General features: G+C 65.6%; 21 protein-coding genes. 7 read left to right on the top strand and 14 right to left on the bottom strand.

Translation table 11 applies throughout. The features are described 5' to 3' along the window. Positions 1-102: 102 nt before the first annotated feature. The 10 genes from GAU_RS13530 to GAU_RS13485 form a co-directional block, all read right to left on the bottom strand. A complete protein-coding gene (locus tag GAU_RS13530) occupies positions 103-1,494 on the bottom strand; it encodes a glycogen-binding domain-containing protein (RefSeq protein WP_015894444.1) in 1,392 nt (463 codons plus the stop codon). A gap of 62 nt (positions 1,495-1,556) precedes the next feature. Continuing rightward, positions 1,557-2,300 (bottom strand): hypothetical protein, encoded by a 744-nt coding sequence (locus GAU_RS13525; protein WP_015894443.1) that lies wholly within the window; start codon positions 2,298-2,300, stop codon positions 1,557-1,559. Next, complete coding sequence (locus GAU_RS21915; protein WP_015894442.1) at positions 2,300-2,911, bottom strand: isoamylase early set domain-containing protein; 612 nt, start codon at positions 2,909-2,911, stop codon at positions 2,300-2,302. Before GAU_RS21915 ends, GAU_RS13525 begins: the two co-directional genes overlap by 1 nt. An 18-nt stretch (positions 2,912-2,929) precedes the next feature. Then, a complete protein-coding gene (locus GAU_RS13515; protein ID WP_015894441.1) occupies positions 2,930-3,511 on the bottom strand; it encodes an RNA polymerase sigma factor in 582 nt (193 codons plus the stop codon). A 101-nt stretch (positions 3,512-3,612) separates the two neighbouring features. Further along, positions 3,613-4,206 carry a DUF2628 domain-containing protein gene (locus GAU_RS13510; RefSeq protein WP_015894440.1) on the bottom strand — a complete coding sequence of 198 codons (594 nt, stop codon included), beginning with the start codon at positions 4,204-4,206 and terminating at the stop codon, positions 3,613-3,615. Continuing rightward, entirely contained in the window at positions 4,203-5,438 is a 1,236-nt protein-coding gene (locus tag GAU_RS13505; protein WP_197525984.1) for an agmatine deiminase family protein, read from the bottom strand. Before GAU_RS13505 ends, GAU_RS13510 begins: the two co-directional genes overlap by 4 nt. Next, entirely contained in the window at positions 5,380-6,303 is a 924-nt protein-coding gene (locus GAU_RS13500) for a carbon-nitrogen hydrolase (RefSeq protein WP_015894438.1), read from the bottom strand. Before GAU_RS13500 ends, GAU_RS13505 begins: the two co-directional genes overlap by 59 nt. Positions 6,304-6,407: 104 nt before the next feature. Beyond that, the gene (locus GAU_RS21045; RefSeq protein WP_083765646.1) at positions 6,408-7,256 is read right to left on the bottom strand and encodes a TetR/AcrR family transcriptional regulator; all 849 of its coding nucleotides are present in this window, start codon (positions 7,254-7,256) and stop codon (positions 6,408-6,410) included. A 72-nt stretch (positions 7,257-7,328) separates the two neighbouring features. After that, positions 7,329-8,861, bottom strand: a complete 1,533-nt coding sequence (locus GAU_RS13490; protein WP_015894436.1) for a DUF4147 domain-containing protein — start codon at positions 8,859-8,861, stop codon at positions 7,329-7,331. 4 nt (positions 8,862-8,865) lie between these two features. Beyond that, positions 8,866-9,441: a peroxiredoxin family protein gene (locus GAU_RS13485; protein WP_015894435.1), complete on the bottom strand. Its 576-nt coding sequence runs from the start codon at positions 9,439-9,441 to the stop codon at positions 8,866-8,868. Between the two features lie 314 nt (positions 9,442-9,755). Between GAU_RS13485 and GAU_RS13480 the strand changes: the two genes are divergently transcribed. Beyond that, on the top strand, positions 9,756-10,355 hold the full coding sequence (locus tag GAU_RS13480; protein ID WP_041265533.1) for a glycine zipper domain-containing protein: 600 nt from the start codon (positions 9,756-9,758) through the stop codon (positions 10,353-10,355). 297 nt (positions 10,356-10,652) lie between these two features. Here GAU_RS13480 and GAU_RS13475 read toward each other — a convergent pair whose 3' ends face one another. Then, positions 10,653-11,588, bottom strand: a complete 936-nt coding sequence (locus GAU_RS13475) for a diacylglycerol/lipid kinase family protein (protein ID WP_015894433.1) — start codon at positions 11,586-11,588, stop codon at positions 10,653-10,655. A gap of 200 nt (positions 11,589-11,788) precedes the next feature. On the opposite strand from GAU_RS13475, the gene GAU_RS13470 reads away from it, so the two are divergent. Next, entirely contained in the window at positions 11,789-12,583 is a 795-nt protein-coding gene (locus GAU_RS13470) for a hypothetical protein (protein ID WP_015894432.1), read from the top strand. Positions 12,584-12,736: 153 nt separating this feature from the next. Here the strand turns inward: GAU_RS13470 and acnA are convergent, their stop codons facing one another. Next, positions 12,737-15,490: an aconitate hydratase AcnA gene (gene acnA, locus GAU_RS13465; RefSeq protein ID WP_015894431.1), complete on the bottom strand. Its 2,754-nt coding sequence runs from the start codon at positions 15,488-15,490 to the stop codon at positions 12,737-12,739. Positions 15,491-15,711: 221 nt separating this feature from the next. Continuing rightward, complete coding sequence (locus GAU_RS13460) at positions 15,712-16,851, bottom strand: patatin-like phospholipase family protein (protein ID WP_015894430.1); 1,140 nt, start codon at positions 16,849-16,851, stop codon at positions 15,712-15,714. A gap of 33 nt (positions 16,852-16,884) precedes the next feature. Between GAU_RS13460 and GAU_RS13455 the strand changes: the two genes are divergently transcribed. After that, entirely contained in the window at positions 16,885-17,565 is a 681-nt protein-coding gene (locus GAU_RS13455) for a response regulator transcription factor (protein ID WP_015894429.1), read from the top strand. A 29-nt stretch (positions 17,566-17,594) separates the two neighbouring features. Continuing rightward, a complete protein-coding gene (locus tag GAU_RS13450; RefSeq protein ID WP_015894428.1) occupies positions 17,595-18,986 on the top strand; it encodes a sensor histidine kinase in 1,392 nt (463 codons plus the stop codon). A 28-nt stretch (positions 18,987-19,014) separates the two neighbouring features. On the opposite strand, the gene GAU_RS13445 is transcribed toward GAU_RS13450, so the two are convergent. After that, complete coding sequence (locus tag GAU_RS13445; RefSeq protein WP_015894427.1) at positions 19,015-19,404, bottom strand: hypothetical protein; 390 nt, start codon at positions 19,402-19,404, stop codon at positions 19,015-19,017. Between the two features lie 221 nt (positions 19,405-19,625). On the opposite strand from GAU_RS13445, the gene GAU_RS13440 reads away from it, so the two are divergent. Genes GAU_RS13440 through GAU_RS13430 form a run of 3 tightly spaced genes read left to right on the top strand, consistent with a single transcriptional unit; the run spans position 19,626 to position 25,308 of the window. Further along, complete coding sequence (locus GAU_RS13440) at positions 19,626-20,966, top strand: TolC family protein (protein WP_015894426.1); 1,341 nt, start codon at positions 19,626-19,628, stop codon at positions 20,964-20,966. Continuing rightward, complete coding sequence (locus GAU_RS13435) at positions 20,963-22,183, top strand: efflux RND transporter periplasmic adaptor subunit (protein WP_041265532.1); 1,221 nt, start codon at positions 20,963-20,965, stop codon at positions 22,181-22,183. The genes GAU_RS13440 and GAU_RS13435 overlap by 4 nt, the downstream gene beginning before the upstream one ends. A 2-nt stretch (positions 22,184-22,185) precedes the next feature. After that, positions 22,186-25,308 carry an efflux RND transporter permease subunit gene (locus GAU_RS13430; protein WP_015894424.1) on the top strand — a complete coding sequence of 1,041 codons (3,123 nt, stop codon included), beginning with the start codon at positions 22,186-22,188 and terminating at the stop codon, positions 25,306-25,308.

The raw sequence follows: 25,308 nt of genomic DNA, 5'->3' as shown, positions 1-25,308 counted from the left end.
CTCCCAAGCCAGCTCCGACTTACCACCTATCGCGTATCACCTAGTACCGAGCCCCCTACGACCAGTGACCGGTCGTAGGGGGCTCGTTTTTTCGTCTATCTCTCAATGCTTTGGCGATTTGATCAGCACCATCCCGACCGGGGTGCCATAGTCATCATTGCCTACCGGCAGACCAGGTGGCGCGACCCACTTGCCGCCATCAGAACGCACGATGAGTCGATGCATACCAGGCGCGAGCTTGAGCTCCGCGCGCCAGCGACCACTGGGATGACGACGCATCTGCGTAACGGTCCACGAGGTCGCGTCACCCATCAACTCCACTGATTCGGCGCGTGGGGCATCGATCAGCAGGACCACGCGCAGTGTGTCGGTTTCGGCGTGGTCGCGCTCGAGGGAGTTTTGTTCGATGGAGATCGAGTCGACGGTGCCGAGGGTACGCGTTTCGAACGCGAGGATACCGCCCGGCGTGGCATCGTTGTCGTTGCCGCCGAGTCGGGAGATGCGGATACCGAGCGCGACGACCGGGGAGAAGCTGCGATAGTTGCGCCCTCCCTGTTGGGTCACCTGATCACGCAGGGCGTTGGGGCCGAGAGTCGCCGCATTGCTGGCCGCTGCGCCCACCAACGAAAGCCAACCCGTTACCGGTTGCACCACGGCGAGCGACGCGATGGTGGGGATGGGTTGTGCAGAAGGTGCGAGTGCATCGCTGCTGATCCAGGTGGCGACCGGCGCCGACACCGACACCAACCACGTGGTGCTGCCGGTATTGAAGCCTGCGGAAGCCATGCCGGTGGCCAGATCGCGCCGTTGCATGGTGCGCAGTGACCGTGAGCTCAGCACCCGCGATCCGCCCGTGGGGGTCAGCGGGATGGAACTGGGCTCATCGACCACGATGGTCTGCGTGGTGATCCGGGTGGCGCGTTCCAGCGACATGCCGAAGGAAAATTCGACGCCCCCGTAGTTGCTCATCACACCCGCCTCGGCACGCCCTACCTGTCCGACGTCGATGCGGCGGGATACGGTGGTGTCGGCGCTGCGGCCATCGATCCCACCGCCCGCCTGCGAGCCGGGCAAGCCACCCATCATGGCCGAAGCCGGGTTGCCGTTGCCGCCAGCATATCCATAACTCACCGCACTCCAGACACGCTGCTCGCCTACGCGCGCGCGGGCGCGCAGCGTCAGGATGCCTTGCGACTGTGCGTCGTTGCTGGCCGTTTCCCGGAAGCGCCAGTTGCCGCTGCCGAGTGCGGCAAAATGAAAGCGGCCGAGCCGACCGATAGGCTGGGTGGCACCCAGCCACAGATCGTTGCGTTGCGTCAGCGGGTTCCCACTGCCGTCGGGGACGGACGCCAGGCCCAGCACCGAGAGCGTGGGGGCATCGGTGACGGGGCCGATGGTGGCCGCTGGGGCGATGGGTGCTTCGCCCCGGGCCTGCGCATCGGCTACGTCAGAGAGCGCGACGCTGGCGAATGCCGCAGAAAACGCGCACGGCACGGCCCATCCGCTGCTCTTCAAAGAGCGGCGGCGCGACGCGCGGGGAGAGCGGCGTGCGGGCGTCACGAGTCTGGAGGCCGGACCGGTTTACGATCAGTCGTCGCGGGTGCAGACAATCCCGATGAACCGGGAATCGTCCCCCGAACATAGCGATTGAGCGCGTCGAGGGCCATCCCTGGCCCTCGCTGGGCGTTCTTGGCGACCGCCAACTGCAAGCCAAGCAGCGCCTCGTCGGAGCGCGGTAGCTTGGCGATGCTGGTGACCGCTTCACGGGCCGTGCCGGTGGGCACCCCGTTGCGGGCCAGGTCGGTCAGTACCATCAAGGCGGTCACGGCCGTGCCGGGCGTCCGGGCCGCACGGACGGCGGCCACGGTTCGCGCATCGTAACCGGCGCGCAGGGCCTCAGCGCCGGCCACGAGTTCATCCGTGGTCGAGCCCGGACCCAGCACGCCCTTGGCCTCGTTCAGCGCGGCCGCGAGCTCCCGCACCACCCGCACGATACGCTCGCCCGTCATGCGGCGAGCCGAGCCTTCCAGGGCACGATTGATGAGCGGCTTGGTGGGCAGCCCCATTTCCACGGCATCTTCGAACAGCCCGCGCAGCGTGTTGGCGGTGACGGAATCGAAACGCGCCGCATCGAACTGCACCTGCTGTTGCACCTGCTGCTGGGACTGAGTGACGTGCTGCAGATCCGACGCGGTCCACTCGGGAGTGAACATGGCCGATGGCTCGAGCATCGCACCGACCGCCGGAGAGGCAGAGGTGAGTTGCGCGAGCATCAGCCAGGCGGCGCCGGAAAGACCCATCAGTCGGCGCCGTCCACGATCACCGCATTGGCAGGGCCAAAGCCGGCGTCAGGCACCTGCGGGGCGAGGGCATCCACCAACCACTCGCGACCGTCCACCACAAACGCGTACGTGTACCGGCCAGGGCTCAGCGGTAGCCGCACCGACCAGGTGCCTTCGTCACCGCGCTTGGCCATTGGCGTCTTCTTCTCGTCCCAGCCGTTGAAATCCCCGACGATCGACACTGCGCGAGCCGTGCTCGGCAGCGTGAGTTCGAAGCGGATCTCCCCGTCACCTTCGACCCGTGTGGAACCGACGGGAAGTGCCGCCGCCGTGCCGGCTGCAAAGGCGCTGTCAGCATGGCGCTGGGTTTCTTCGCCACGCCACGGCCGCATGACGGTCACGATCAGCGTGGCCGCCGCCGCCGCGCCCCACCACCACTGAGGACGCAGCCCCAGACGGCGGACACCGCGCGCCGGCGCAGGCGCCGCTGCCGCGAACACCGCAGCGGTGCAACGCTGGATTTGTTCGACCGACGGCGCAGGCAGTGCACGATACGACCCACGCAGCCGCGCGATCAGCTCCGCCTCGTCCGACGGACGCTCGAAGGGGAGTTCGATAGGATCAGCCATGTAGCACCATACGATGAATCACGTCGAGGGTTCCCCCGGCGACCGCGATGCGTTCGGTGGCAGATCTTCGAATGAACGTCCCAGCAGTGCGCGGAGCCGTTCGCTGCCCCGTTTCACGCGCATCTTGAGCGCTGATTCGCCCGCACCGGTCATGGCGGACATTTCCGAGTATTCCAGTCCCTCGGCGTACTTGAGCAACAATGCTTCCCGCTGCGCCGGATCGAGTTGCCCCAGCGCACGAATGAGTGCCGCGTCCTCCACGCCCGTAGCCGGCCCCGGCGGAGCGGCCGGCGCGGTTTCCAGAGCGATGTCGTCCTGCACGAACCGTCGTGTGCGACGGCCGCGGGATGTGAGCGCGTTGCGGCACTGATTGGTCAGGATTCGGAAAAGCCAGCCACGGAATTGATCGCGCTCATCATACCGCGCAATCGCGAGATAGGCCCGGAGAAATGACTCCTGGACCACGTCTTCCGCATCTGCCCGCTCTCCCAGCATGTGGTAGGCGAACCGCCAGCATGCGTTGTAATAACGCGATACCAGAGTTCCGAACGCTTCCGGATCCCCGGCACGCGTCCGGACGACCAACTCGGCGTCAGTCATCACAGACACAACATCGCCAACGTGCGTCCCGTCACTCGTCGCTCAACGTACCGGATACGGTCCGGACGTGAAACGAGACGGCCGCGACTGTGACACCGGCTTCATCCCCGGTACTGGGCAAGCACGATGACCAGTGAAAGCGACACAAAAAGCGCCGTGGCCAGTCGATTCACCCCACCCATCCGACGGAGCAGGGACAGCCCCTCACCGGCTGGGAGCTGCTGGTGTTCCACAAAATGGGAGGCCGCCCGAGCCCGGCGAAACAACAGCCAGTTGGCGGTGCCACCAGCCGCGATGGCCGACGACAGATGGACTGCCAGATTCATCATCAGCAGCCACTCGTTCTCCGGCTTGCGCAGCGCCTCAACGGTGAGCGCGGTGTCGGAGCGGGTCAGCAATCGGAACACCAGGTTCGGCACGAGAAAAAACACCGCGAACGGCAAGTACAACTTGCGGTACAGAAACCAGACGGGCAGAGCCAGCGCGGCACTCCAATTCCAGGTCGGCACAAAGGACGGATCTTCGAGGAACGGCGCCAGCTTGCGCTTGTACACACTGTCCCATTTGGCGCCGAAGTAGGTCGCCATGCGTTCTTCGGAGAGCGTCGCTCCGCCACCGGCGGGCCGCTGTGCCCAGCGCGGCAGTTCCGGCGTGGAACGATCGTCGGGCCGGTCGTCCGGCGTGGGACTGGTCAACGTGCGTCACCCTCGAGTGCTGCCGGCTGCTGCTGCGACAGGCAGTGCAGGGTGCCGAGACCCCACACCAGGTCCACCGCATGAATGCCGATCACGTCATGCTCCGGCAGCAACTCGGCCATCGTGTTCAGTGCCACGCGATCGTTGCGGTCGTTGAACGTCGGCACGAGACACACCCCATTGCCGATGTAGAAGTTGGCGTAGCTCGCCGGCAGCCGCATGTCGTCCATGATGACGGCGCGCGGGAAGGGCAGCGTGACCACCTCGATCTGCTTGCCACGCGCATCACGTGCCTTTTTCAGACGCTGCAGATTGTCGAGCGAACGGGCGTGGTTTTCGTCGGACTCATCTTCTTCATGCGCGAGCACGACGACGCCGGGCGCCACAAAACGCGCGATGTCGTCGATGTGACCATGCGTGTCGTCGCCCACACAGCCTTCACCCAACCAGATGGTGTGCGAGATGCCAAGATATTCGGCAAAAGCCCGCTCGTAGTCGTCGCGCGTGAATCCGGGATTGCGCACCTGCACATCGGACAGCAACCACTCTTCGGTAACGAGCATCGTGCCCAGTCCGTCGGTCTCGATGCCGCCACCTTCGAGAATGAGCGGCTCGCCATTGTCGTGGCGACGCGCCTCGATGCGCGGCAGTTCGGCGATCGTTGCCATGCGCGCGGGCACATGGGCATCGAGCGACGAATTGTCGTACTTGGCCCAGCCGTTGAATCCCCACTGTACGAGCGCGATGCTGCCATCGGGACGCATCACGCCAGTGGCGCCGGAATCACGCAGCCACACTCGATCCGTCGGCTGCACATGCAACCGATAACCGGCCGGATCGACGCCATGCTGCGACAGATGATGCCGGGCGCTGTCCACCACGCTTTCGTCGTGGCAGAGAATCTCCACCCGCTCGTACGGCGCGAGCGCCCGCACGATCTCGGTGTACACCCACGGGATGGGCGCAAACTTGCCTGGCCAATCGGGTTCGTGATTGGGCCAGCCAATCCACGTCGCGTCGTGACGTTCCCACTCGGCCGGCATGCGCAGCGGCGGCACGGCACCGCTACCGTGCTTCAGCACGGCCGCGCGACTGGCTGCCACACTCGCCGTGATGGCGGCGTTGGCGGCAATGATCGCCGCATTGGCCGCAATGATCGGTGCCACCGCCACGCTACGCGCCCCCCAGCCATCGCTGCGTGATCGGGCCGTACGCGTCGATACGGCGGTCACGCAGGAACGGCCAGTTGCGACGGGTCTCCTCGATCAGCCCGAGATCACAGGTCGCCGTGAGAATGGTCGGCTCGGTACCTGCTTGCGCGAGGTAACGACCGAACGGATCACAGATGAATGACTGTCCGAAGAACTCGAGTCCCTCGGTGCCGGGTTCTGGTTCGAACCCCACACGATTGGGCGACGCGACGAACACCCCATTGGCGATGGCATGTGCGCGCTGCGCGGTGCGCCAGGCATCGACCTGCGCGTCACCGAACGTGGGCTTTTCGGCGGGATGCCAGCCGATGGCGGTCGGATAGAACAGGATCTGTGCCCCAAGCAGCGACGTGATGCGTGCGCCTTCGGGATACCACTGATCCCAGCAGATGAGCACTCCAATGTCGGCGTACTTGGTGCGCCACACGCGGAAGCCGTTGTAGCCCGGATGCCGATCGGTGCGCTGGTCGCCCGTCACGTCGCCCGGTGCGAAGTAGTACTTCTCTTCGAACAGGGGATCGTGCGGAATGTGCATCTTCCGGTACGTGCCAAGGATCGCGCCATCGGCGTCGATCACCGTGGCGGAATTGCGATACAGCCCCGGCGCCTCGCGTTCGTAGAACGGCACCACGATGACGACCGCTAGCTCCTTGGCGAGTGCCTGGAACGTGTGCACGATCGGACCGTCCACCGGCTCGGCGATATCGAATCGCTCGGGGCGTACGGTCTTGCAGAAGTAGGGCGCGTTGAAGAGTTCCTGCAGGCAGATGATCTGAGCGCCACTGGAGGCCGCGTCGCGTACCCGCGCCACGGCTCTGGTGACATTGCTGGCGAGATCATCGGACGCCGTATCCTGCACGATTCCGATAGTGACGATGTTGGCCATGCCGGAAAGCTCACAAATGGGGAAGCCGAGGGCAACGTATGCGCGACGCAGGATGCGCCGCGTACACGCCGACGGGCGTCATACCCCGGTGGAATGGCCGCGTGTCATTTGGCGGGCTTGGCGGTGCCCTTGCCGGCCTTGGTGGCCGTCTTGCCCGGCGCTTTGCTGGTCGCTCGACTGCGTTTGGCCGTGCCGGAGGCGACGACGTCGGGGGGCTTTGTGGCCGGCGCCGGATCGAGCAGGGGCTCGAGGTACAGAATCAGGATACGACGCAGGTCATCGAACAGGGCCTTCTTGTCGGGGGCCGCTGCGCGTGCGCGGCGAGCCAGAATACTCTGGCCGATACTGGCCGCGACCAGTGCGGCACGACGGCGCTCCCGAGTGCCCAGACGTGGATTGCGCGCCGCAAACAGCACGTCCAGACGGTCCACAAACGACTCAAAAAGCTGCACTCGCAGTCGCGAGGGGGCCGATCGGGTGTCGTCGCTGGGGCCATCGTGATGTGCGAATACCCGACGGAAGGCCGGATTGCGATCGTGGAACTCGGCCAACGGCTTGACGATGCGATCGATCAACCGTTCGAGGGTGAGCCCATGCGAGTCGATTGGAAAGGCACGCTCGTGGATGGCCCGCATCTCGTCGGAGAAGCGCAGAGCGAGCGCGGCCAGCACGGCGTCACGATTGGGAAAGAACTGGTACAGTGAGCCTTTGGCGGTCCGGGCCTCGAGTGCGATGGCTTCAGCGGTGGCCGCCTCCAGCCCCGACCGGGCGATCACCGTTGCCGCCGCGTCCAACAACAACTCCACCCGTTTCTGCCCACGGGACTGACGTGGGCGCCGGCGGAACGCGTCCGGCGGACCAGCAGGAGCTTCTGGCGCGGCCGCCGGCGGTGTGGCCGGTTCGGCAGCGGGTGGCGGTGGGACGGGGGGTCGCGGAGCGCGTTTGGCGGGCATCACCGACGGATGGAGGGAATGGATCCGGCAACACTACCGGTCCGGCCCACCATCCACCATAGCGGAACGAGGTCAGGTGCGAATCAGCACCGCGACCACGTCCATCACATTGGTGCCACTCGGGCCGGTACGGAGCAGGGCGTCGGCGGCGTCGAGCGAAAACCAGGACCGACCGGTGTCGAGATCTGCTTCCGGCGTGCGACCAGCGCGGCGAGCCAGTGCGGGAACGGCGGCATCGACGATGGCGCCCGCGGCATCGGTGGGGCCATCGCGGCCATCGGTACCGGCCGCCACCAGGGCAATGCGCCAGGCGGTGGTGTCGCCGCGCATGGCCGCCTGCTCGAGAGCCAGTGCGGCGGACAGCGCGAGTACCTGCATACGGCCGCCCAGCATCGGTTCGTCAGCCGCTGACGGACGTGGGGGCACCAGGGGCGCGTCCACCAGCGCAGGGACGTCGTGGTGCGACTCCGCCAGTCGGGCATCGTCCTCATCGCCATGCTGCACCGCACGCTCAATCGTCGCGCGCAGGTTCACGACGGGCTCTCCCCCGGCCAGCAGCACGGTCGAGGTGCCGGGAGGCATGGTGCGCGCCTGCCGGATCGCACGGGCGGCGAGCGCGCTGCCGAGTGCGTCCGCGTCACCGGCGAGTGGGTCTTCATCGGTGAGCACCACGTCGATGCCCTGACCACGAGCGGCGTCGGCCATGGCCGCCACGGCATCGGCGTTGCGCGCCACGAGTGTGTAGTCGACCAACGCAAAAGCCGGATCGTTGGCCCGTGGCACGGCCGGCGGGGTGCTGTGTCCTTCGAGGCCCAGCGCGGTGCTCATCGCCCGTTCCAGGCGGGGACGCAGGTCATGGGCGTCGAGCAGTGCCAGAAAATCGCCGTCATCGATTGGGTCGGGAGAGCATGGGCCCGAGCCAATGACCGACGGCTCGTCGCCGATGACATCACTGATCGCGAAGGTACCGATGGCGATGACGCCGCGTTTGGCGATGGCCGACGCGAGACGACCGGCACCGAACCGCAGCACGCGGCGTCGAATGGTGTTCATCTCGTGGATGGCCAACCCGGACTCGAGCAGCGTCTGTGCGAGATTGGCGATGTGGGCCTGCGCGCGTTCGGCGTCGCCGACGGCTTGTGAGAGCGCGGCCGTTGGCGCTGCGCACAGCGCCGTCGTTCCGCCCGAGAGCAGGACGAGTACGAGCGCGCCGGGTTCGATGTCACGGATCGCCTCGTCGATCTGATCGGCCGCATCGAGAGAGGCCGGACCCGGTACGGGATGATCTCCCAGCGCACGCCGCAGAACGGACGGCAGTGGGGCGATCTGCCCTGCGGTGCCGCCGGTGGGCAGATGATTGCTCACCACCACGCCGCCGGCAACGACGAGGTCGTGATCGGCCAGGGCGGCACAGGCTCCTTCTGCCATGGCCCAGGCGGCCTTCCCCAAGGCAAAGACATGCACCGGAGGAAGCGGCGTGTCACTGCGGCGGGCGCGCTGTGCGATGAGCCAGCGATCGACCGCGCGTGTTGTATGCAGATAGGGCGCCGCGCCCTGCACCGCCGCAGCGTGGAGGGCGGCGAGCAGGGCGCGGGTGTCTTTCACGGACTCAGTGCGCGCCGTGGCCGGCCTTCGTGATGGCCGAGCCGAGGTCCGTGTACGCGTCGGCCGACATCTGATTGAAGGGCGCGGCGACGTACGCAATCTTGCCCTGCGGATCGATCACGTAGAGCAGGCGCTTGTGAAAGCCTTCGCCGGTATTGGCGGCATAGGCGACACCCACCTTACGATCCACATCGGCGGCGAACTGGAACGGGAACTTGGCATCCTTCGCCCACGAGGTGAGGGCGCTGTCGGGATCGACGCTCACGCCCACCAGCGTCACCTTCTGCCCGCTCTTGAACAGCTCTGCATAGCGGTCGCGATACGATTCCATCTGTACCGTGCAGCCGCGGGTGCGGGCCTTCGGGAAGAAGGCGAGGATCACGGTCTCACCACGATGCTCCGAGAGCTTGAACGGCTTTGCCGAAAGCCCGGCCGCCGTTGCGGTCGCCACCGTGAAGTCGGGAGCCGCGTCGCCCACCTTGAGTGGGGCGGGACCTGCGGGCGCGCTCTGCGCACCGACGAGTGCGGGTACGAAGGCGATCGACGCCGCCAGGGCGGCGAAACGCGAACGAATGGACATCGAATGCTCCTGAAGGGTGGGAGGCGGTCTGACCGCCGGACGCGGGACTGAACGCTACGCACGTGAGCATAACGCTGCCAATCCCCATCTGGTTGTGATCGATGGTCACTGCCTGACTGATACCCGCCTGTCGCCCATGCGGGACGGCCCAGTGACCACGATTGAGGACAACATCGCCAGAAATTCGCCAGAAGTGCCGGGAATTGGGCGCAAACGTCGTGGCACGGTCCCTGCCTAGTACAGGGGTGTCGGCGGCGTGTCGGGGAAGACCACATGGATCCCCACACGTGCCCATCCAATCAGGAGCACCGACCATGATCACCAATCAGAACCAGCCGGAACGTGTGCCGTCGCTGCCCAGCAGGATGCGCCATGCGGCGCTGCCACTCCTCGCTCCGGTCGCTTTCGGTGTACTCACCGCGTGTGGTGGTCGCGACAAGGACTTCGACCAGCAACTGCGCGCTGATCTGATGGCCGCGGCACAGGCACCGGCCAACCGACAGATGTATGTCGGTCCGGCCGAGCTGGGTTATCCGCAGGGATACGCACCGTATCCGGGGCAATATCAGACGCCGTATGGATATCAACAGGCGGCGTATCCTCAGGCCGCATACCCGGCGCAGCAACCGCAGACACGCGTGGTCTACCTGCCTGCGCCGCAAACCTCCGCGCCACGGCGCAGCAGCGGTGGGAGCACCGGCGAAGGCACGGCTGGATCGGGTAGCGGCGCGGGCACAGGTACGGGTGCGCAAGCTGGACGTCGCCAAACGGAAAAGGGTGCCATCTACGGCGCGGCGGCTGGTGCGGCGATCGGTGTGATCTCGTCGCGTGACAAGGGCAAGGGCGCAGCGGTTGGCGCGCTCGGTGGCGCGTTGCTCGGTGGCATGATCGGTCATCAGGTGCAGCGCCCGTAACGATGTCGCAACACCGATCGATCGACGCACATGCGGAGTGTGTCAGCGATCGGGCACGATGCAGGCCCACTGTCACGCGACATCGGAACCTTCCAAGAGGCACGGTGTTTGAAAGCGTGGCAGTGGAATGTCAGAGGGGACAGAGCTGCTGAAGGTTTCTGGACGCTTCGTGGAGGGGGCGAACAGGGGGGAACCACCCGGGTCGACATTGTCGATTCGGGTGGTTTTGCTTTACGCCGAGTTGGTTGTGCGCATGTGATTCACATCGGTATGGACCGGCAATGCTCTCAGGCGCTTTCAGACGATGATGTCGAGCGCCGCCGGACGTACGCTGATCGTCACCGTGGCCGCCGATGCGCGATACAACTCTCCATCGGCTTCATAGAGTGGCGGCGCTTCACAGTGCAAGGTGAATGCTGCGCCGAAGTGTGAGCGCACCGCCGCATGCGAGAGATGGGTTCCCCGTACTGCCCGCAGAAACACTGCCGGCCGCTGCCACGGTGTGAGTGCGCCGATATCGACGACGTCGAGCAGTCCGTCATCGAGACGTGCCTCAGGTGCAATGCGGAATGCGCCGCCGAAACACTGCCCATTGGCAAACACGGTCATGAGATGCGCGTGGTGCCCGATGCGTTCCTGCCAGGCTGGTGCGCCGGGGGCATCGTGCGATGATGCCAGCGTGGTGCGGAGTGATGCGTCAAAGCCGCGATAGCCCAGCAGTGCGCCAAGGGCTGTCACCACATATGCAGCCGTACCGCCGAGCCATTGCTGTCGCCCCTGTGTCTGCTTCTGCTGCATGCGTTCAAGTACGGCGACATCGAAGCCGAGGCCTGCCGCATTCACAAACGGCGTGCCATCGATGAGGCCAACATCGATGGGACGAGTCTGTGCGCGCGTGATGCACTGCACCATGGCGTGGATGTCGTGCGCTGGCGTACCAAGCGATTTCACAAAATCGTTGCCGGTGCCAGCGGCCACGATAGCCAGCGGGACGCGCCGCGTCGCCGATGTGAGCGCTCGCACAGCGTGATGCACGGAGCCGTCGCCGCCGACCACTACAACGCATCGCGCGCCACGTTCGATCGCGAGTGATGTCTGCTGAGCTTCATCACCACGCGTTCTCGTGGTGAACTCAACGATGTCCTCGCGATGTTGTAATGCACGCATGACATCGCTGGCGATGTTGCGGGCACGACCGTTGCCTGCCGCAGGATTGACGACGACAGCAATCATGATACGAGCGAACGCTGCAGTGTCTTACGTGCAGAGAAATGTTGTTGCGATGTGATGACGCACACGGGAAGCAGTAACAAAGATGTTGATGCGGTGGGATGGATCACCGACGAGGTGGGAGCGGCGAGTGTACCTACAAAATGCGCGTGCGACTCGTCTTTTCGATCGCATCGATTTTTCATCCGACAGGAGTGCTTAATATGCATCGACTCATTCATTCGGCTCGACTCGGCGCCGTGGCCGTTTCACTCTCTGGTGCTCTGCTGCTCGCAGCCTGTGGCAGCGACGACGATGACAATGGTGTTGGCCCGGAGACCGACGCGCAGATAGCGCTCGGTTTCCAGGTGGCCCGGGGAGCGCAGTCTGCGGGGGACGTGGGTGTCACCGCGGGCGCGGCGGGGACCACCATCGGTCGTGGTACGGATACCATCGTGGTGACCAGCGCCGAACTCGTGCTGCGTGATGTGCGCCTGCATGGTGAAGGCACGTCCTGTCTGGCCAACGACAGCACGCTCACGGCGGGCTGCGCGACCATTCGCTTGCGTCCGATGATCCTGGATCTGCCGGTGAACGGCACCGATGGCAATCGGGTCACGGTGACCACGCCGCGTGGGACGTTCTCGTCGGTGCGCCTCAATCTGCACAAGCCGATCGCCGGTGATTCCATCGATGCGGCGTTCCGTCTGGCCAATCCGACCTTTGCGGACATCAGCGTACGTCTGGAAGGGACCTACAATGGTGAGGCCTTCGAGTACACCACCGACGTGAGTGAGGTGATCACGGTGCCACTGACGGCCGCCGTTTCGGGTGGTGACGATCTGCAGCAGGTGACCGTGCTGGTGGATATCGGCAAGTGGTTCTGGGGGGCGGAGGGTGGCCTGCTCTCGCCCATCGCGGCGGGCGATCCGGGCACGGTGGCTGACGCGGTCAACGCCAATGTCCGTACCAGCTTCAAGGCGTTCCGCGATCAGAACCGCGACGGTACGCCGGACTGATCCCCCGAACGCACCCGGCCCCCACATCTAGGTGACGCGGGGGCCGGGCGTAGGGTATGCACCAACGGGGGTGTTGATAACACAGTTGGTGCAGGAAACGGCGTGGAATGCTCGGGGGCGGGCGTTCCACGCCGTCCTGCGTTGGTGGCCGACTTACTTCGTCGCCACCAGGCTGCGCAGCACGTACGGCAGGATGCCGCCGTTCTTGTAGTACTGCATTTCTTCCGGCGTGTCGATGCGGCAGCGCGCCGAGAACTGCTTGACCGTGCCATCCGTGGCGGTGGTCTTCACCACCAACGTCGCGCGCGGGGTGAGCGAATCGTCGAGGCCGACGATCTCGAACGTCTCGAAGCCGGTCAGGCCGAGGCTCTGACGGGTCTCCCCGTTCACGAACTCGAGCGGCAACACGCCCATGCCCACGAGGTTCGAGCGATGGATACGCTCGAAGCTCTCGGCGATCACGGCCCGCACGCCGAGCAGCATGGTGCCCTTGGCGGCCCAGTCACGGGACGAACCCGTGCCGTACTCCTTGCCCGCGATGACGATCTGCGGCACGCCGGCGGCCTGACGAGCCATCGACACATCGTAGATCGCTTCCGGTTCGGCGCCCGGCGCCGTCGCAGTCCACCAGCCTTCCTTGCCACCCGTCAGTTCGTTCTTGAGACGGATGTTGGCGAAGGTACCGCGCATCATGATCTCGTGGTTGCCGCGACGGGCCCCGTACGAGTTGAAGTCCTTCTTCTCGACGCCGAGTACGCTGAGATACTTGCCGGCCGGGCTCGCGGCCGCGATGGAACCCGCGGGCGAGATGTGGTCGGTGGTGATGGAATCGCCGAACATGCCGAGAGCCTTGGCGCCGGTGATCGGGCGGATACCCGGCGGCGTCATGGTCATGCCTTCGAAGTACGGCGGATTCTTCACGTACGTGCTGTTGCCGTCCCACGCGTACTGATCGCCTGTGGGAGCCGCGATCGCCTGCCAGTACTTGTCACCCAGGAAGACATCCGCGTACTGCGTGGTGAACTGCTCACGCTTCACGCTGGTGAGGATGGTGTCTTCCACTTCCTGCGGCGACGGCCAGATGTCGCGCAGGAACACCGGGCCGTCGCTGCCGATGCCGAGCGGCTCGGTGGCGAGGTCGATGTCCATACGGCCAGCCAGTGCGTAGGCCACGACGAGCGGCGGCGATGCGAGGTAGTTGAAGCGCGTCTGCGGGTTCACGCGGCCTTCGAAATTACGATTGCCCGAGAGCACCGCCGACACGTTGAGCTTGCCCAGATCGATCGCTTCGCTGATCTCGGTGGGCAACGGGCCGGAATTGCCGATGCACGTGGTGCAGCCGTAGCCGACGACGTTGAATCCGAGCTTGTCGAGCGAGTCCATGAGACCCGCCTTGTTGAAGTACTCGGTGGCCACCTTGGAGCCCGGGGCCAGCGAGGTCTTCACCCACGGCTTGGTGCTGAGGCCCTTGGCGACCGCGTTGCGGGCCAGCAGGCCGGCCGCAAGCATCACGCTCGGGTTGCTCGTGTTGGTGCAGCTCGTGATGGCCGCGATGACCACATGGCCATGCTGCAGCTTGAAGCTCTGTCCCTTGTACGTGCACTGGACACCTTCTTCGGCTTCGATGTGCCCACCCTCGGACACCATCGCTGCTGCTGCGGACCCCGCCGGCACGGCGACCGCACTGGCCTGCGACGCCATCTGCGCGGCGAGTGCCTCACGATACATGCGCTTGCTCTCCGTGAGCGGCACACGATCCTGCGGGCGCTTCGGACCGGCCAGACTCGGCACGACCGTGCTCAGGTCGAGTTCGAGCGTGTCGGTGAAGATCGGGTCGGGTGTTTCATCCGTGCGGAAGAGACCCTGCGCCTTGGTGTAGGCTTCCACCAGGGCGACCTGCTCTTCGCTGCGGCCGGAGAGGCGCAGGTACTTGAGCGTTTCAGCATCGACCGGGAAGAAGCCCATCGTGGCGCCGTATTCCGGGGCCATGTTGGCGATGGTCGCCCGGTCGGCGAGCGCCAGGCTCGAGAGACCCGTGCCGTAGAACTCGACGAACTTGCCAACCACCTTCTTCTTGCGAAGCATCTCGGTGCACGTGAGCACGAGATCGGTGGCCGTCGCGCCAGCCGGCAACTTGCCGTGCAGCTTGAAGCCGATGACTTCCGGGATCAGCATGCTGACCGGCTGACCGAGCATGGCGGCTTCGGCTTCGATACCGCCGACGCCCCAGCCCAATACACCAAGGCCGTTGATCATCGTGGTGTGCGAGTCCGTGCCCACCAGTGAATCACAGTAGGCGATTGTCTCGCCGCCCTCCTGGGCGGTGAAAACCACCTGTGCCAGGTATTCGAGATTCACCTGGTGGCAGATGCCGGTGCCCGGCGGCACCGCGCGGAAATTGCGAAGGGCCGTCTGGCCCCACTTGAGGAACTGATAGCGCTCACCGTTGCGCTCGAATTCGAGCTCGGTGTTGAGCAGCAATGAGGCTTCGGTGCCGTATTCATCAACCTGCACCGAGTGATCGATCACGAGATCGACCGGCTGGAGCGGGTTGATGCGCGTCGGGTCACCGCCCAGGGCGACCATCGCATCGCGCATGGCGGCGAGGTCGACGACGCAGGGCACGCCGGTGAAATCCTGGAGCAGCACACGCGCCGTGCGGAAAGCGATTTCCTTGTCGACGGGTGCCTTCACGTCCCAGTGCGCGAGCGCTTCGATGTCGGCCTTCTTCACGAAGGCATTGTCTTCGCCGCGCAACAGGTTCTCGAGGAGAACGCGCAAGGAGAAGGGAAGCGTGCGGGCCGAGCTCCCCGACAGGGAGTCGAGCGCGTCGAGACGGTAGTAGGCATAGGAACGATCGCCCACCTGCAGCGCGCTGCGGCTGCCAAATGAATTGGGATGCGGCATGGAAGGGGTTGTCCTGCGCGCGCCGACCCCTCGGGCGGCTACGCGCGTGCGGAACGGAGCCACTCATCGCGCCGTGGTGCCACCATGCAGGTGGCGCCCGGTACCGACGAGGCTACCGGAAATATCGACCGTGGTACTCGGTGTCACCAGTAATCGGGAGCAATTACAGGAAACGGGTCCAATCGGCCCCTACCCGCCTGCCGGCGGTGCACGGCAGGGTGTTAGACGAACGGTCCCATGACGCTCATCTCGGCCGCCGTCGAGGTTTCGACCCGGATGGCTTCTTCGGGGCAGCAGCGGGCAAACGCCGCATCGGCCGGGGAGAACTCGTGAATGGGCAGGAGCGGGAAGGCCTTCTGTTCCCGATCGAGCGCCATGAGCTCCGGGGCGGTCGCCACACAGATCCCGCAACCGGTGCACAGCGCGCGATCCACCCGAATCCTGACTTCTCGTCTCGGGTATACGCCACCCGGGGCCGCCAGCATCTCATCGAGGGAGCCCAGGGCCTGCTGGGTGGCCTGGTAGCCGAGCTCAATGAGTTCGGCGACGTGGGAGAAGGAGAAGGGGCCGATGTGTGTCACGGGTGGCCGGACGAGCAGCAGCGGCGGCGCGGCCCAGTGATCGAGCACACTTTGCTGCTGTTCATGCATCATCATGGCGGCCGCGCGCATGAAGATGGACGCAAACCCCTGCTCGGCCACACCGGTGGCGAGTGGCACATCGGCCATGCCCACATCCACCGCGATCAGGGCATCGACCTCGAGCGCCGCGATGCCGATCGGCAGGTTGTCGGTGGTGCCGCCGTCGATGCAGACGCGATTGCCCACCACACCGGGCGGGAAGAAACCGGGCAGGGCACAGGAGGCGTACACGGCATCACGCACCTTCACGTCGCGTAAGCCGGGGCGCCCGAACACCAGGGGCACGCCACGCTCGATGTCGACGGCTGTGACCAACAGTGGCACCTTGAACGAGTCGAAGGTGCCTTCATCCACCAGCAGCTCACACAGCGTGCGGAGTGGTGCCTCGAGATAGATGGAGCGCGACAGCATGCGCTCCATCAACATGCCCATGTGGTTGATGCGGAACAGGTCGCGGCGGCGGAAGTGCTTCGCGCGCTCGGTGAGATCGGTGGCGGACCGCCCCGACGCCGCGGCGGCGGCGATCATCGCGCCGATGCTGGTACCCGCATAGAGCGTGGGCACGATGCCGGCCTCCTCGAGGGCCCGCAGCGCTCCAATGTGCGCTATGCCTTTGAGCGCGCCCCCACCGAGCACCACCCCGATGCGCGGGCGTGCCTGTGGCCTGGCGGCGGCCCACTCCCCCGTGGGTGTCTCGATCTTCCGTCGTCTGCCGTTCATGCGCCCGTCATAATCGCCGATAGATTCCTTCGAATGCGAGTGCTGCTGGTGGAAGACGACGACACATTGCGCGAGAGTGCAACGGCGTTCCTTCGGGCGTCCGGATTTGCGGTAGATCCGGCGGGCACGGGGAAGATGGCGCGTTCGCTCGCGGCCGTCAGCCCGTACGATGTCGTCGTGCTCGACATTCGACTACCCGATGACGACGGATTTGTGCTGTGCACGGCACTGCGTGCGCGAACACCGGCGCCGCGTGTGTTGATGGCCACGGCGCGGGATGCGGTCGAAGATCGCATTGCCGGACTCGATCTCGGCGCCGACGACTATCTCGTCAAACCGTATGCGCTGGGCGAACTGGTGGCGCGCGTGCGGGCGCTGATGCGTCGACCGGACCATGCCGCCCCCACGCTGCTGCGGGTGGAAGACCTCGTGCTCGATCCAGCCACGCGTGAGGCCGGTCGCAACGGGCGCGTGATCACCCTCACGACCAAGGAGTTCGCCGTGCTGGAGGTGCTCATGCGGGCACCCGGCCGGGTGCTGACGCGCGAATTCATCGGCGAACACGCGTGGGACGACAACTTCGATCCGATGAGCAATGTGATCGATGTGTACATCGCCCGCTTGCGGCGAAAGGTCGATGCCGACGGTGACGTGCCGCTTTTGTCGACGGTGCGCGGTGCCGGCTATCGGCTCGCCGTGCCGTCGCGCGGCTGACGGTGCGGGAGACACCACTCCGCCCGCGGATGGCGCTGCGCCCCGATGCGCATCTGCCGCGTATCCGACTGCGGTTCACTGCGCTGTATGCCACCACGCTGCTGGTGGTGTTGTTGTCGGCGGCGACAGCGCTGCGATTCGCCTTGCGCGCCACGCTGGAGCGGGAGTTTTCGGAATCGGTGGCCGCGTCGGCGGGCTTTGTGCAGCAGTTCTTTCGCACGGAGATCCACGAGCTGCGCACGATCGAAGGCACCATCGTGCATGTGACCGAGGAGTTGGTGTTCGAAGATCGAGCCATCCGGGTGCGCCGTCCCGATGGGTCGATGGTGGGCGACTCCGCCAAGCTGGCCCGCCGCGCACAGGACCTGCCGGTGGGACCGGTGCGGGTGATGCGTGTGCCACTCGACCCGCCGCTGGCGCCGGGATACTACGTGGAAGTGCGTGCGAGCCTCAGCAACATGCTCGCACTGCAGCAGCAAGTGGATCGGTGGTTCCTCATCGGCATTCCGTTTCTGGTGCTGTGCGCCGCTGGGGCCGGATGGTGGCTCACGGGCCGTACGTTGCGTCCGGTTGGCGCCATGGCCGATGCTGCGGCGCGCATCGCTCCGGCCAGCGGTATTCGGTTGCCCGTGGACGATCCGCGTGACGAGATCGGGCGTCTGGGTCTGCGCTTCAATGCGCTGCTCGACCGGCTCGATGGGGCGCTCTCGCAGCAGCGTGAGTTTCTGGCCGATGCGGCGCACGAGCTGCGCACACCGATTGCCCGCATGCGTGCTCGTGTGGAGCTGGCGATGTTGGGTGTGAGTGTGCAGGGTCCGGATGGTGCCGACGTGACCGGCGAGGTCGCGCGCGGTGATGTGTTGATCGCACTCGACGGCGAACTGCGCGCCGTCTCACATCAGGTGGACGAACTGCTCCAGTTGGCGCGTGCCGACGCGATGGGCGACGAAGCGCCCGTGTTGCGACGCTTGTTCCTTGATGACCTGGTCGCCGATGAGTTGCCCCGGTGGCGCCCCCAGGCGGTCAAGCTGGGGCTCAGCCTCGATTTTGTGGTTCTCGAGGAAACACCTGTGCTGGGGGATCCGGTGCTGCTGAGCCGCCTGGTGGGCGTACTGGTGGACAACGCGCTGCGCTACGGGCACGAAGGTGGCGATGTCCGGCTGTCGGTGCGTCCAGACAACGGGGTGGCCCGCTTCGAGGTCGAAGACAACGGCATTGGCATTCCGGCCAGCGACCGCGCCCGGATCTTCGATCGTTTCTACCGAGGCGAAGACGCCCGCCACAAACGGGCGGATGGCAGCGGGCTTGGGCTCGCCATTGCGATGTGGATCGTCCGCCGCCACGGTGGGCGTATCGACGTCGCAGAGGGCACCGCGGGCGGATCGGTGTTCGTGGTCCGGCTGCCGTTGGCCCAGGGATAACTCCACCCCCACGGGCGGAGTCGGGTATTCAGCTAACGGGAATGTCGGTGCGGGGGACGATCACCGACCGCGTCTCCGACCACCGATCCGGTGGGGTCTCGAGGCTGGTCGGTACATCGGCCGACGGATTCGTGGCTGCGCGCCATGCATTGCGGAGCGTACGCAGGCACTGGGCCGCCCCCACAAAATCTCGGCAATCCACCGCCTCTTCGCACCACGCGTAGAGTGCATCGAAGCTTCGCGAAGCACTCGAGTCGAGTTCGAGCGCACACCGCAGGACACCAATGGCTTCACGCGATGCGGCGTGGTCGAACGCTTCACACGCGTGGATCGCTCGGTCATAGGCCCGAACGAGGCGGGTCAGTGGCTCGATGAGAGGACGATCGCCGTCGATCGTCTGTTGAATAATCGGAGACATTTTTGGAGCGGGCGCGGGACAGAAACAGTCAGCCTGGCGCGATGTGTTGCGCCGCAAAGTGTTCATCGGCGGCCCGACGCCCTGACTTGAATCGGAAATGCGAATTGGATCACGTCGGCGTGATGGTGAGCGCGGGGGCGTGACACCGTCCGCCGCGGACGGCCACACTGTGACGGTGATGCCGTTCACGGAACGTTCATGCAACGGAAATACAATCCCGCATGAGCGAACCGATTCCCCGCGCCGCCGAGCGTGCGCGACCGCGCGGCGCTGCGCGGTTCATCGCGGTGGTGATGCTGGTCGTCACCGCCGCGGCCCCTCTCGATGCCCAGGAAGCGGCTGCCGGTGCGTCGCGCCAGACCGCGGCGGTCGATCTCCGCGAGGCGCTGGAGACGGCGCGTGCCCGTGGGCCATTGCACCGCCTCGCGGACGCACGTGAGCAGACGGCCATTGGCCGGGTCCGAGAAAGCACGCAGTGGGCCAATCCGTCCCTGGAATGGCGCCGTGAGAATCTGGGCAGTGCGCTCCAGCCGGACATCTTCACCACCGCTTACGTGCCCTTCGACTTTTCCGGGCGCCGGCTGGCGCTGCGGCAATCGGCCGCGGCAGGCACCACACGGGCACATGGCGATCGCCTCGTCGATTGGCGCAGCGCCGATCTCGATGTGGCACGCGGATGGTTGCACGCGGCCCGGACCGCTGGCCAGCTCGTGGTGCTGGAGCGTCAGGCCGAGGCGTTGCGACAGATCGCTGACGTGGACGCGGCCCGCTTGCGAGAAGGATTGGTTTCGGACGCCGTGGGGCTGCGGACGTCGCTCGAGGCGGACCGTGCGCGTGTCGCACTGGTGCGATCGCGTACCGAAGCCGAGGCGGCCGGCGCGGAACTGGCCCGGCTGCTGGGCCTGACGCTCGCGGAGCCGCTCAGGGTGCGGGCGCTGGAAACGCCGCTGCTGCCGGAGGCGCCCGATTCGGCCGCGCTGCTGGTCGTGGCCGCCGCCGCTCGCCCGGAAATACGCGCCCGGGAAGCCCTCGTGCGCGAAACCGAACGACGTCTCGCGGCCGAGCAACGCGGGGTGTTCGGGGAAGTGCAACTGCAGGGAGGCACCAAAGAAACGAGTGGTGTCATGACCGGGCAGGTGGGCATTGCGATGCCGCTGCCGTTCTTCAATCGCAATGACGGCGCGCGACAGCGTGCCCGTGGAGAGTCGATGGAAGCACGGCTGCAACTCGAGGATGTCCGGCGCTCGGTGCATGGTGCCGTGCGCGTGGCGTTGCTGCACTACCGCAGTCTGCGGGCCACCCAACCCGATGCCAGCACCTTCGGGTCGCGCGGACGTGATGTGGGCGACATCGCGCGCATCGCCTATCGCGAAGGGCACATCTCCCTCACCGAACTGCTCGACGCGGAACGCGCTTCGGCCGATGCCATGCAGGCGCACCTGCAATGGCAGGTCGACGCCTGGCTCGCGCGGTTCGAACTCGAACGGGCCGTCGGTGCGCGACTCGATGCCGATAGTCCCCTCGATCTCCCGCTGCTTTCCACGTTGGTGCCAGGACGATGACGATGCACGCATGCACGCCTTTGAAGCCGTTGCCGTACCTGTTCCCGGTACTGCTCCTGATGGCCTGTGGTGGCAATACCGCCCAGGTGCCAGTGACGGAGCACGCCGGCGGCACGGAATCCCCCGTCGATACCATGACGTTCTCGGCGGAGGCCGCGCGTATCGCGGACATCACCACCGACACGGTGCGCACCCTGCCATGGCAAGCGTCGGTCACCGCTCCAGGGCGGCTCATGCTCGATCCCAGCGCGTTCGAATCGATCGGTTCGATCACCGAGGGGCGCATCACTCATGTCACCGTGCGTGTGGGTGACCGGGTGACGGCAGGACAAACCCTCGTCATGATCCACAGCCACGAGATCATGGATGCGCGCAGCGGATTGTTGCGTGCCAAGGCGCGACTCGATGCGGCCATCGCGGAGCGTGACCTGGCCAATACCTCGGCTGCGCGCGCCCAGCGGCTGTTCGATGCGCGAGCCCTCTCACGCGCCGAGCTCGAACGGGCTGCAGTGGCCGAGCGGGTGGCTCGCGCCGGGTACGATGAAGCGACGGCGGAACGGGATCGCGCCGCAGCCCTGGTGGAACATCTGGCCGGAACAGGCCCCCTCCCCACCGGCGCCGATGAACATGATGTGCTCATTCGCACACCGATCAGTGGTGTGGTGACCGAGCGGATCGCCCAGCCCGGGAGTGTGGTGTTGCCCGGCATGCCACTCGTGACAGTGGGCGATCCACGTCGCCTGCAACTGCAGTTGCATCTGGCCGAGAACGCGGCCACCGGCATCGATGTGGGGAGTGTAGTGCGGTATGCACTCTCCGATGCGCCGTCGGTGACACACACCGCACGGGTGACGCGCATCGCTCCAACCATCGACACCCTGACCCGCACCGTGGAAGTCGTGGCCCGGCCGGAAGCTGTCTCGCCGGCCCGGGCGGAGTCGTTCGTGCAGGCGCAGGTGTTGGGTCAGGGGACGAAACCAGCATTGGTCGTGCCCATTGGCGCCATTCAGGCGATCGGTAGCGAGATGGTGGTTTTTGTGGCGGAGTACCGCGGCGTCGATCTGGTGTTGCGCGCTGCCACGGTGCAGGTGGGACGGCGCAGCGTCGACCGTGCAGAGGTGATCCATGGCGTGTCCAGCGGCGCGCTGGTCGTGGTGCGTGGTGCGGCGATTGCCAAGGCGGAGCTCATGCGGCGTCGCGGCGGATTGGGAGACTGACCATGCGCGCATTGGTTCACTTTGCGCTGCACCGCCGCGGGATCGTGGTGGCGCTGACGCTGGCGTTGATGGCTGCTGGTCTATATGCCCTGCAGCGCATTCCGTTCGATGCGTTCCCCGATCTCACCGGCACGCGCGTGGAAGTCATCACGATGGCGCCGGGCATGGCGCCCGAAGAAGTGGAGCGGTTGGTGACCTATCCCATCGAATCCACGCTGATGGGTGTGCCGGGCGCCGAGCGCGTGCGGTCGGTGTCCAAATTCGGCCTGTCGTTGATCACCGTGCCGTTCCCCGACGACATGGATGTGTACTTTGCGCGTCAACTGGTGCAACAGCGACTCGGCGATGCCAAGGGCGCGCTGCCGGTAGGCATTGAGCCCGCGTTGGGGCCGGTGTCGACGCCAATGGGAGAGCTGTACCAGTACGTCATCACCAGTGACTCGATGTCGCTGACGGACCTCAAGACGCTGCACGACTATGTCATCCGGCCACGCCTGCGCACCGTGCCGGGGGTGTCCGAGGTGAATTCGTGGGGCGGATACACGGAACGAGTGGAGGTGGAAGTCGATCCGGTGCGTCTCGCGGCGCGTCGTCTCACGATGACCGACGTGCACAACGCGCTCGAACGCAATGACATGGCGTTTGGCGGCAGCTACCTCGAACAGGCTGGGGAGCGGTTTACGCTCCGTGGTCTTGGTCGGGTGGAGAACGCCGACGAGATCGCCGGTATCGTGGTGGGCGCGAGCAACGGTGCGCCGGTTCGGGTCGCCGATGTCGCCACCGTCCGCCGAGGCGCGTTGCCACGCAACGGCGCGGTCACGAAAGATGGTGAAGGCGAAGTGGTGAGTGGCATGGTGCTCAAGCTCAAAGGGGCCGACTCGCGCGATGTGATCGAGCGCGTGCGCGCGCGTATGGAGGAGGTCAAGGCGGCACTGCCGGCGCATGTGCAGATCACACCGTTCTACGATCAGACCGATCTCGTGGGGCATACCACCACCACGATCGTGAAGAACCTCGTGGAAGGTGGTCTGCCGGTGATCGCCGTGCTTTTCCTGTTCCTGCGCAACGTGCGTGCCGCGCTGATCGTGGCGTCTGTCATCCCGATCTCCATGTTGATGGCGTTCATCGGCATGGCGGTGTTTGGCTACTCGGCCAACCTCATGAGTCTGGGGGCGCTGGACTTCGGGCTCATCGTGGATGCGTCCGTGGTGATGGTGGAGAGTTTCATCCGACGGCTGGAGCACGATCAGGATGGCCATCGTCTTGGACTGTTCGAACGGGCCGCCGTCGAGGTGGGACGGCCGATCCTGTTCGGTATTGCCATCATCGTGGCGGTGTACATCCCCATCTTCACGCTCGATGGCATGGAAGGGCGCATGTTCAAGCCCATGGCGTTCACCGTGGTGTGCGCGGTGCTGGGCTCCTTGCTGCTGGCCCTCACCTATGTACCGGCGGTATCGGCGTGGGCCCTGCGGGATGTGCGCAGCACACCGGCGCCGTGGTTGGAGCGTCTCACCGAGCGATATCGCCGCGCGCTTGATGGTGTGATCCGACGTCCGCAGCCCCTGTTGCTGGTGTCGGTGGTGTTGGTGGTGACGTCACTGTGGTCGCTGTCGCGCATCGGCACCGAATTCATGCCCAAGCTCGATGAAGGGGCCATTCTGGTGAACACCCGTCGTATGCCCAGTGTGGATCTCGCGGACGCCACGCGCCTGTCGTTGGCGGCCGAGCGCATCACGATGCGTTTTCCGGAGGTGCTCACCGTGGTGACGAAGGAAGGGCGCCCCGATCTGGCCACGGAAGCCATGGGGCTGTTCGAGGGCGACATGTATGTCATTCTCAAGCCACGACGTGAATGGACCACGGCCAAGGATCGCGACGGATTGGTCGCCGCCATGGACTCGGCGCTCCGGGTATTGCCCGGTGTGGACGTGTCGTTCACGCAGCCGCTGGCGATGCGGCTCGATGAAGCGGAGAGCGGCATCAAGACGGATCTGGGGATCAAGGTGGTCGGACCGGATCTCGTGCAGAATCAGCAGGTCGCGGAGCGGCTGCGGCGCATCGTGGCCACCGTGCCCGGCAATGCCGATGTGTCGGTGGAAGTGGCGGAGGGTAGCGGTCAGGTGCGCATGCAGGTGCGACGGGAGGTGCTGGCGCAGTACGGCGTGAGTGTGGCCGATGTGCGTGATGCCATCGATCATGCGATGGGTTCACAGACGGCGGCGGAGCTGATCGACGGATTCCGTCGGATTCCCGTTGTCGTGCGCTTGCCCGATGCGTATCGCCATGATGCCGCGGCCATCGGACGCATTCTGGTGCGTGCGCCGGGTGGGGAGCTGGTGCCCTTGTCGGTGCTGACGGAAATGGTGTCGACCACCGGACCGGAACTCATCGGACATGAGGACGCCCAACGTCGTTCACTGGTGTTGAGTAATGTCCGCGGCCGCGATCTTGGCAGTTTCGTGGAAGAGGTGCGAGCACGCATTGCCGACGAAGTGACACTGCCGAGCGGTGTCTTCCTGGAGTGGGGTGGTCAGTACGAGAATCAGCAACGCGCGATGGTGCGGCTCGAACTGGTGGTGCCGTTGGCGCTGCTCCTGATCTTCGGATTGTTGTATCTGTCGTTCCGCTCCATTCCCCAGGCCGTGTTGGTGTTGTCGAATGTTCCCTTCGCGCTGGTGGGCGGTGTCGCGGCGCTGTGGATGCGCGGACTCAATCTGAACCTGTCGGCGAGCATTGGCTTCATCGCCTTGTTTGGCATTGCGGTGCTGAATGGCGTGGTGATGGTGGAGCATCTCAATCATCTACGCCACGATGCCCATCTGCCCGATCGGTCGGTGCGTGGGCGGGTTCGGCAGGGGGCAGCCGATCGGCTGCGTCCTGTGCTCATGACCGCGCTGGTGGCGAGTCTGGGTTTTGTCCCGATGGCGCTCAGTACGAGTCCGGGCAGTGAAGTGCAGCGGCCATTGGCCAGCGTCGTCATTGGTGGTCTCGTCACGAGCACCGTGCTCACGTTGTTCGTGCTGCCCGTGCTGTACGGCTGGTTGGAAGAGTGGCGGGAGCGTCGCGCCGCCGCGTCTGCAGCGCGCCGCTCCCGCGTCCTCTCGACCGCACCGGCGCGGTGA

Source organism: Gemmatimonas aurantiaca T-27, assembly GCF_000010305.1.
Classification (GTDB): domain Bacteria; phylum Gemmatimonadota; class Gemmatimonadetes; order Gemmatimonadales; family Gemmatimonadaceae; genus Gemmatimonas; species Gemmatimonas aurantiaca.
This window is presented reverse-complemented; position numbering and strand designations above follow the sequence as displayed.

What these genes read in the sequence shown, in the direction of transcription:
- GAU_RS13525 (WP_015894443.1), bottom strand. Translation starts at nt 2,300, where the DNA reads ATGGGTCTTTCCGGCGCCGCCTGGCTGATGCTCGCGCAACTCACCTCT.
- GAU_RS21915 (WP_015894442.1), bottom strand. Translation starts at nt 2,911, where the DNA reads ATGGCTGATCCTATCGAACTCCCCTTCGAGCGTCCGTCGGACGAGGCG.
- GAU_RS13515 (WP_015894441.1), bottom strand. Translation starts at nt 3,511, where the DNA reads ATGACTGACGCCGAGTTGGTCGTCCGGACGCGTGCCGGGGATCCGGAA.
- GAU_RS13500 (WP_015894438.1), bottom strand. Translation starts at nt 6,303, where the DNA reads ATGGCCAACATCGTCACTATCGGAATCGTGCAGGATACGGCGTCCGAT.
- GAU_RS21045 (WP_083765646.1), bottom strand. Translation starts at nt 7,256, where the DNA reads ATGCCCGCCAAACGCGCTCCGCGACCCCCCGTCCCACCGCCACCCGCT.
- GAU_RS13485 (WP_015894435.1), bottom strand. Translation starts at nt 9,441, where the DNA reads ATGTCCATTCGTTCGCGTTTCGCCGCCCTGGCGGCGTCGATCGCCTTC.
- GAU_RS13480 (WP_041265533.1), top strand. Translation starts at nt 9,756, where the DNA reads ATGATCACCAATCAGAACCAGCCGGAACGTGTGCCGTCGCTGCCCAGC.
- GAU_RS13475 (WP_015894433.1), bottom strand. Translation starts at nt 11,588, where the DNA reads ATGATTGCTGTCGTCGTCAATCCTGCGGCAGGCAACGGTCGTGCCCGC.
- GAU_RS13470 (WP_015894432.1), top strand. Translation starts at nt 11,789, where the DNA reads ATGCATCGACTCATTCATTCGGCTCGACTCGGCGCCGTGGCCGTTTCA.
- acnA (WP_015894431.1), bottom strand. Translation starts at nt 15,490, where the DNA reads ATGCCGCATCCCAATTCATTTGGCAGCCGCAGCGCGCTGCAGGTGGGC.
- GAU_RS13460 (WP_015894430.1), bottom strand. Translation starts at nt 16,851, where the DNA reads ATGAACGGCAGACGACGGAAGATCGAGACACCCACGGGGGAGTGGGCC.
- GAU_RS13455 (WP_015894429.1), top strand. Translation starts at nt 16,885, where the DNA reads ATGCGAGTGCTGCTGGTGGAAGACGACGACACATTGCGCGAGAGTGCA.
- GAU_RS13450 (WP_015894428.1), top strand. Translation starts at nt 17,595, where the DNA reads ATGGCGCTGCGCCCCGATGCGCATCTGCCGCGTATCCGACTGCGGTTC.
- GAU_RS13445 (WP_015894427.1), bottom strand. Translation starts at nt 19,404, where the DNA reads ATGTCTCCGATTATTCAACAGACGATCGACGGCGATCGTCCTCTCATC.
- GAU_RS13440 (WP_015894426.1), top strand. Translation starts at nt 19,626, where the DNA reads ATGAGCGAACCGATTCCCCGCGCCGCCGAGCGTGCGCGACCGCGCGGC.
- GAU_RS13435 (WP_041265532.1), top strand. Translation starts at nt 20,963, where the DNA reads ATGACGATGCACGCATGCACGCCTTTGAAGCCGTTGCCGTACCTGTTC.
- GAU_RS13430 (WP_015894424.1), top strand. Translation starts at nt 22,186, where the DNA reads ATGCGCGCATTGGTTCACTTTGCGCTGCACCGCCGCGGGATCGTGGTG.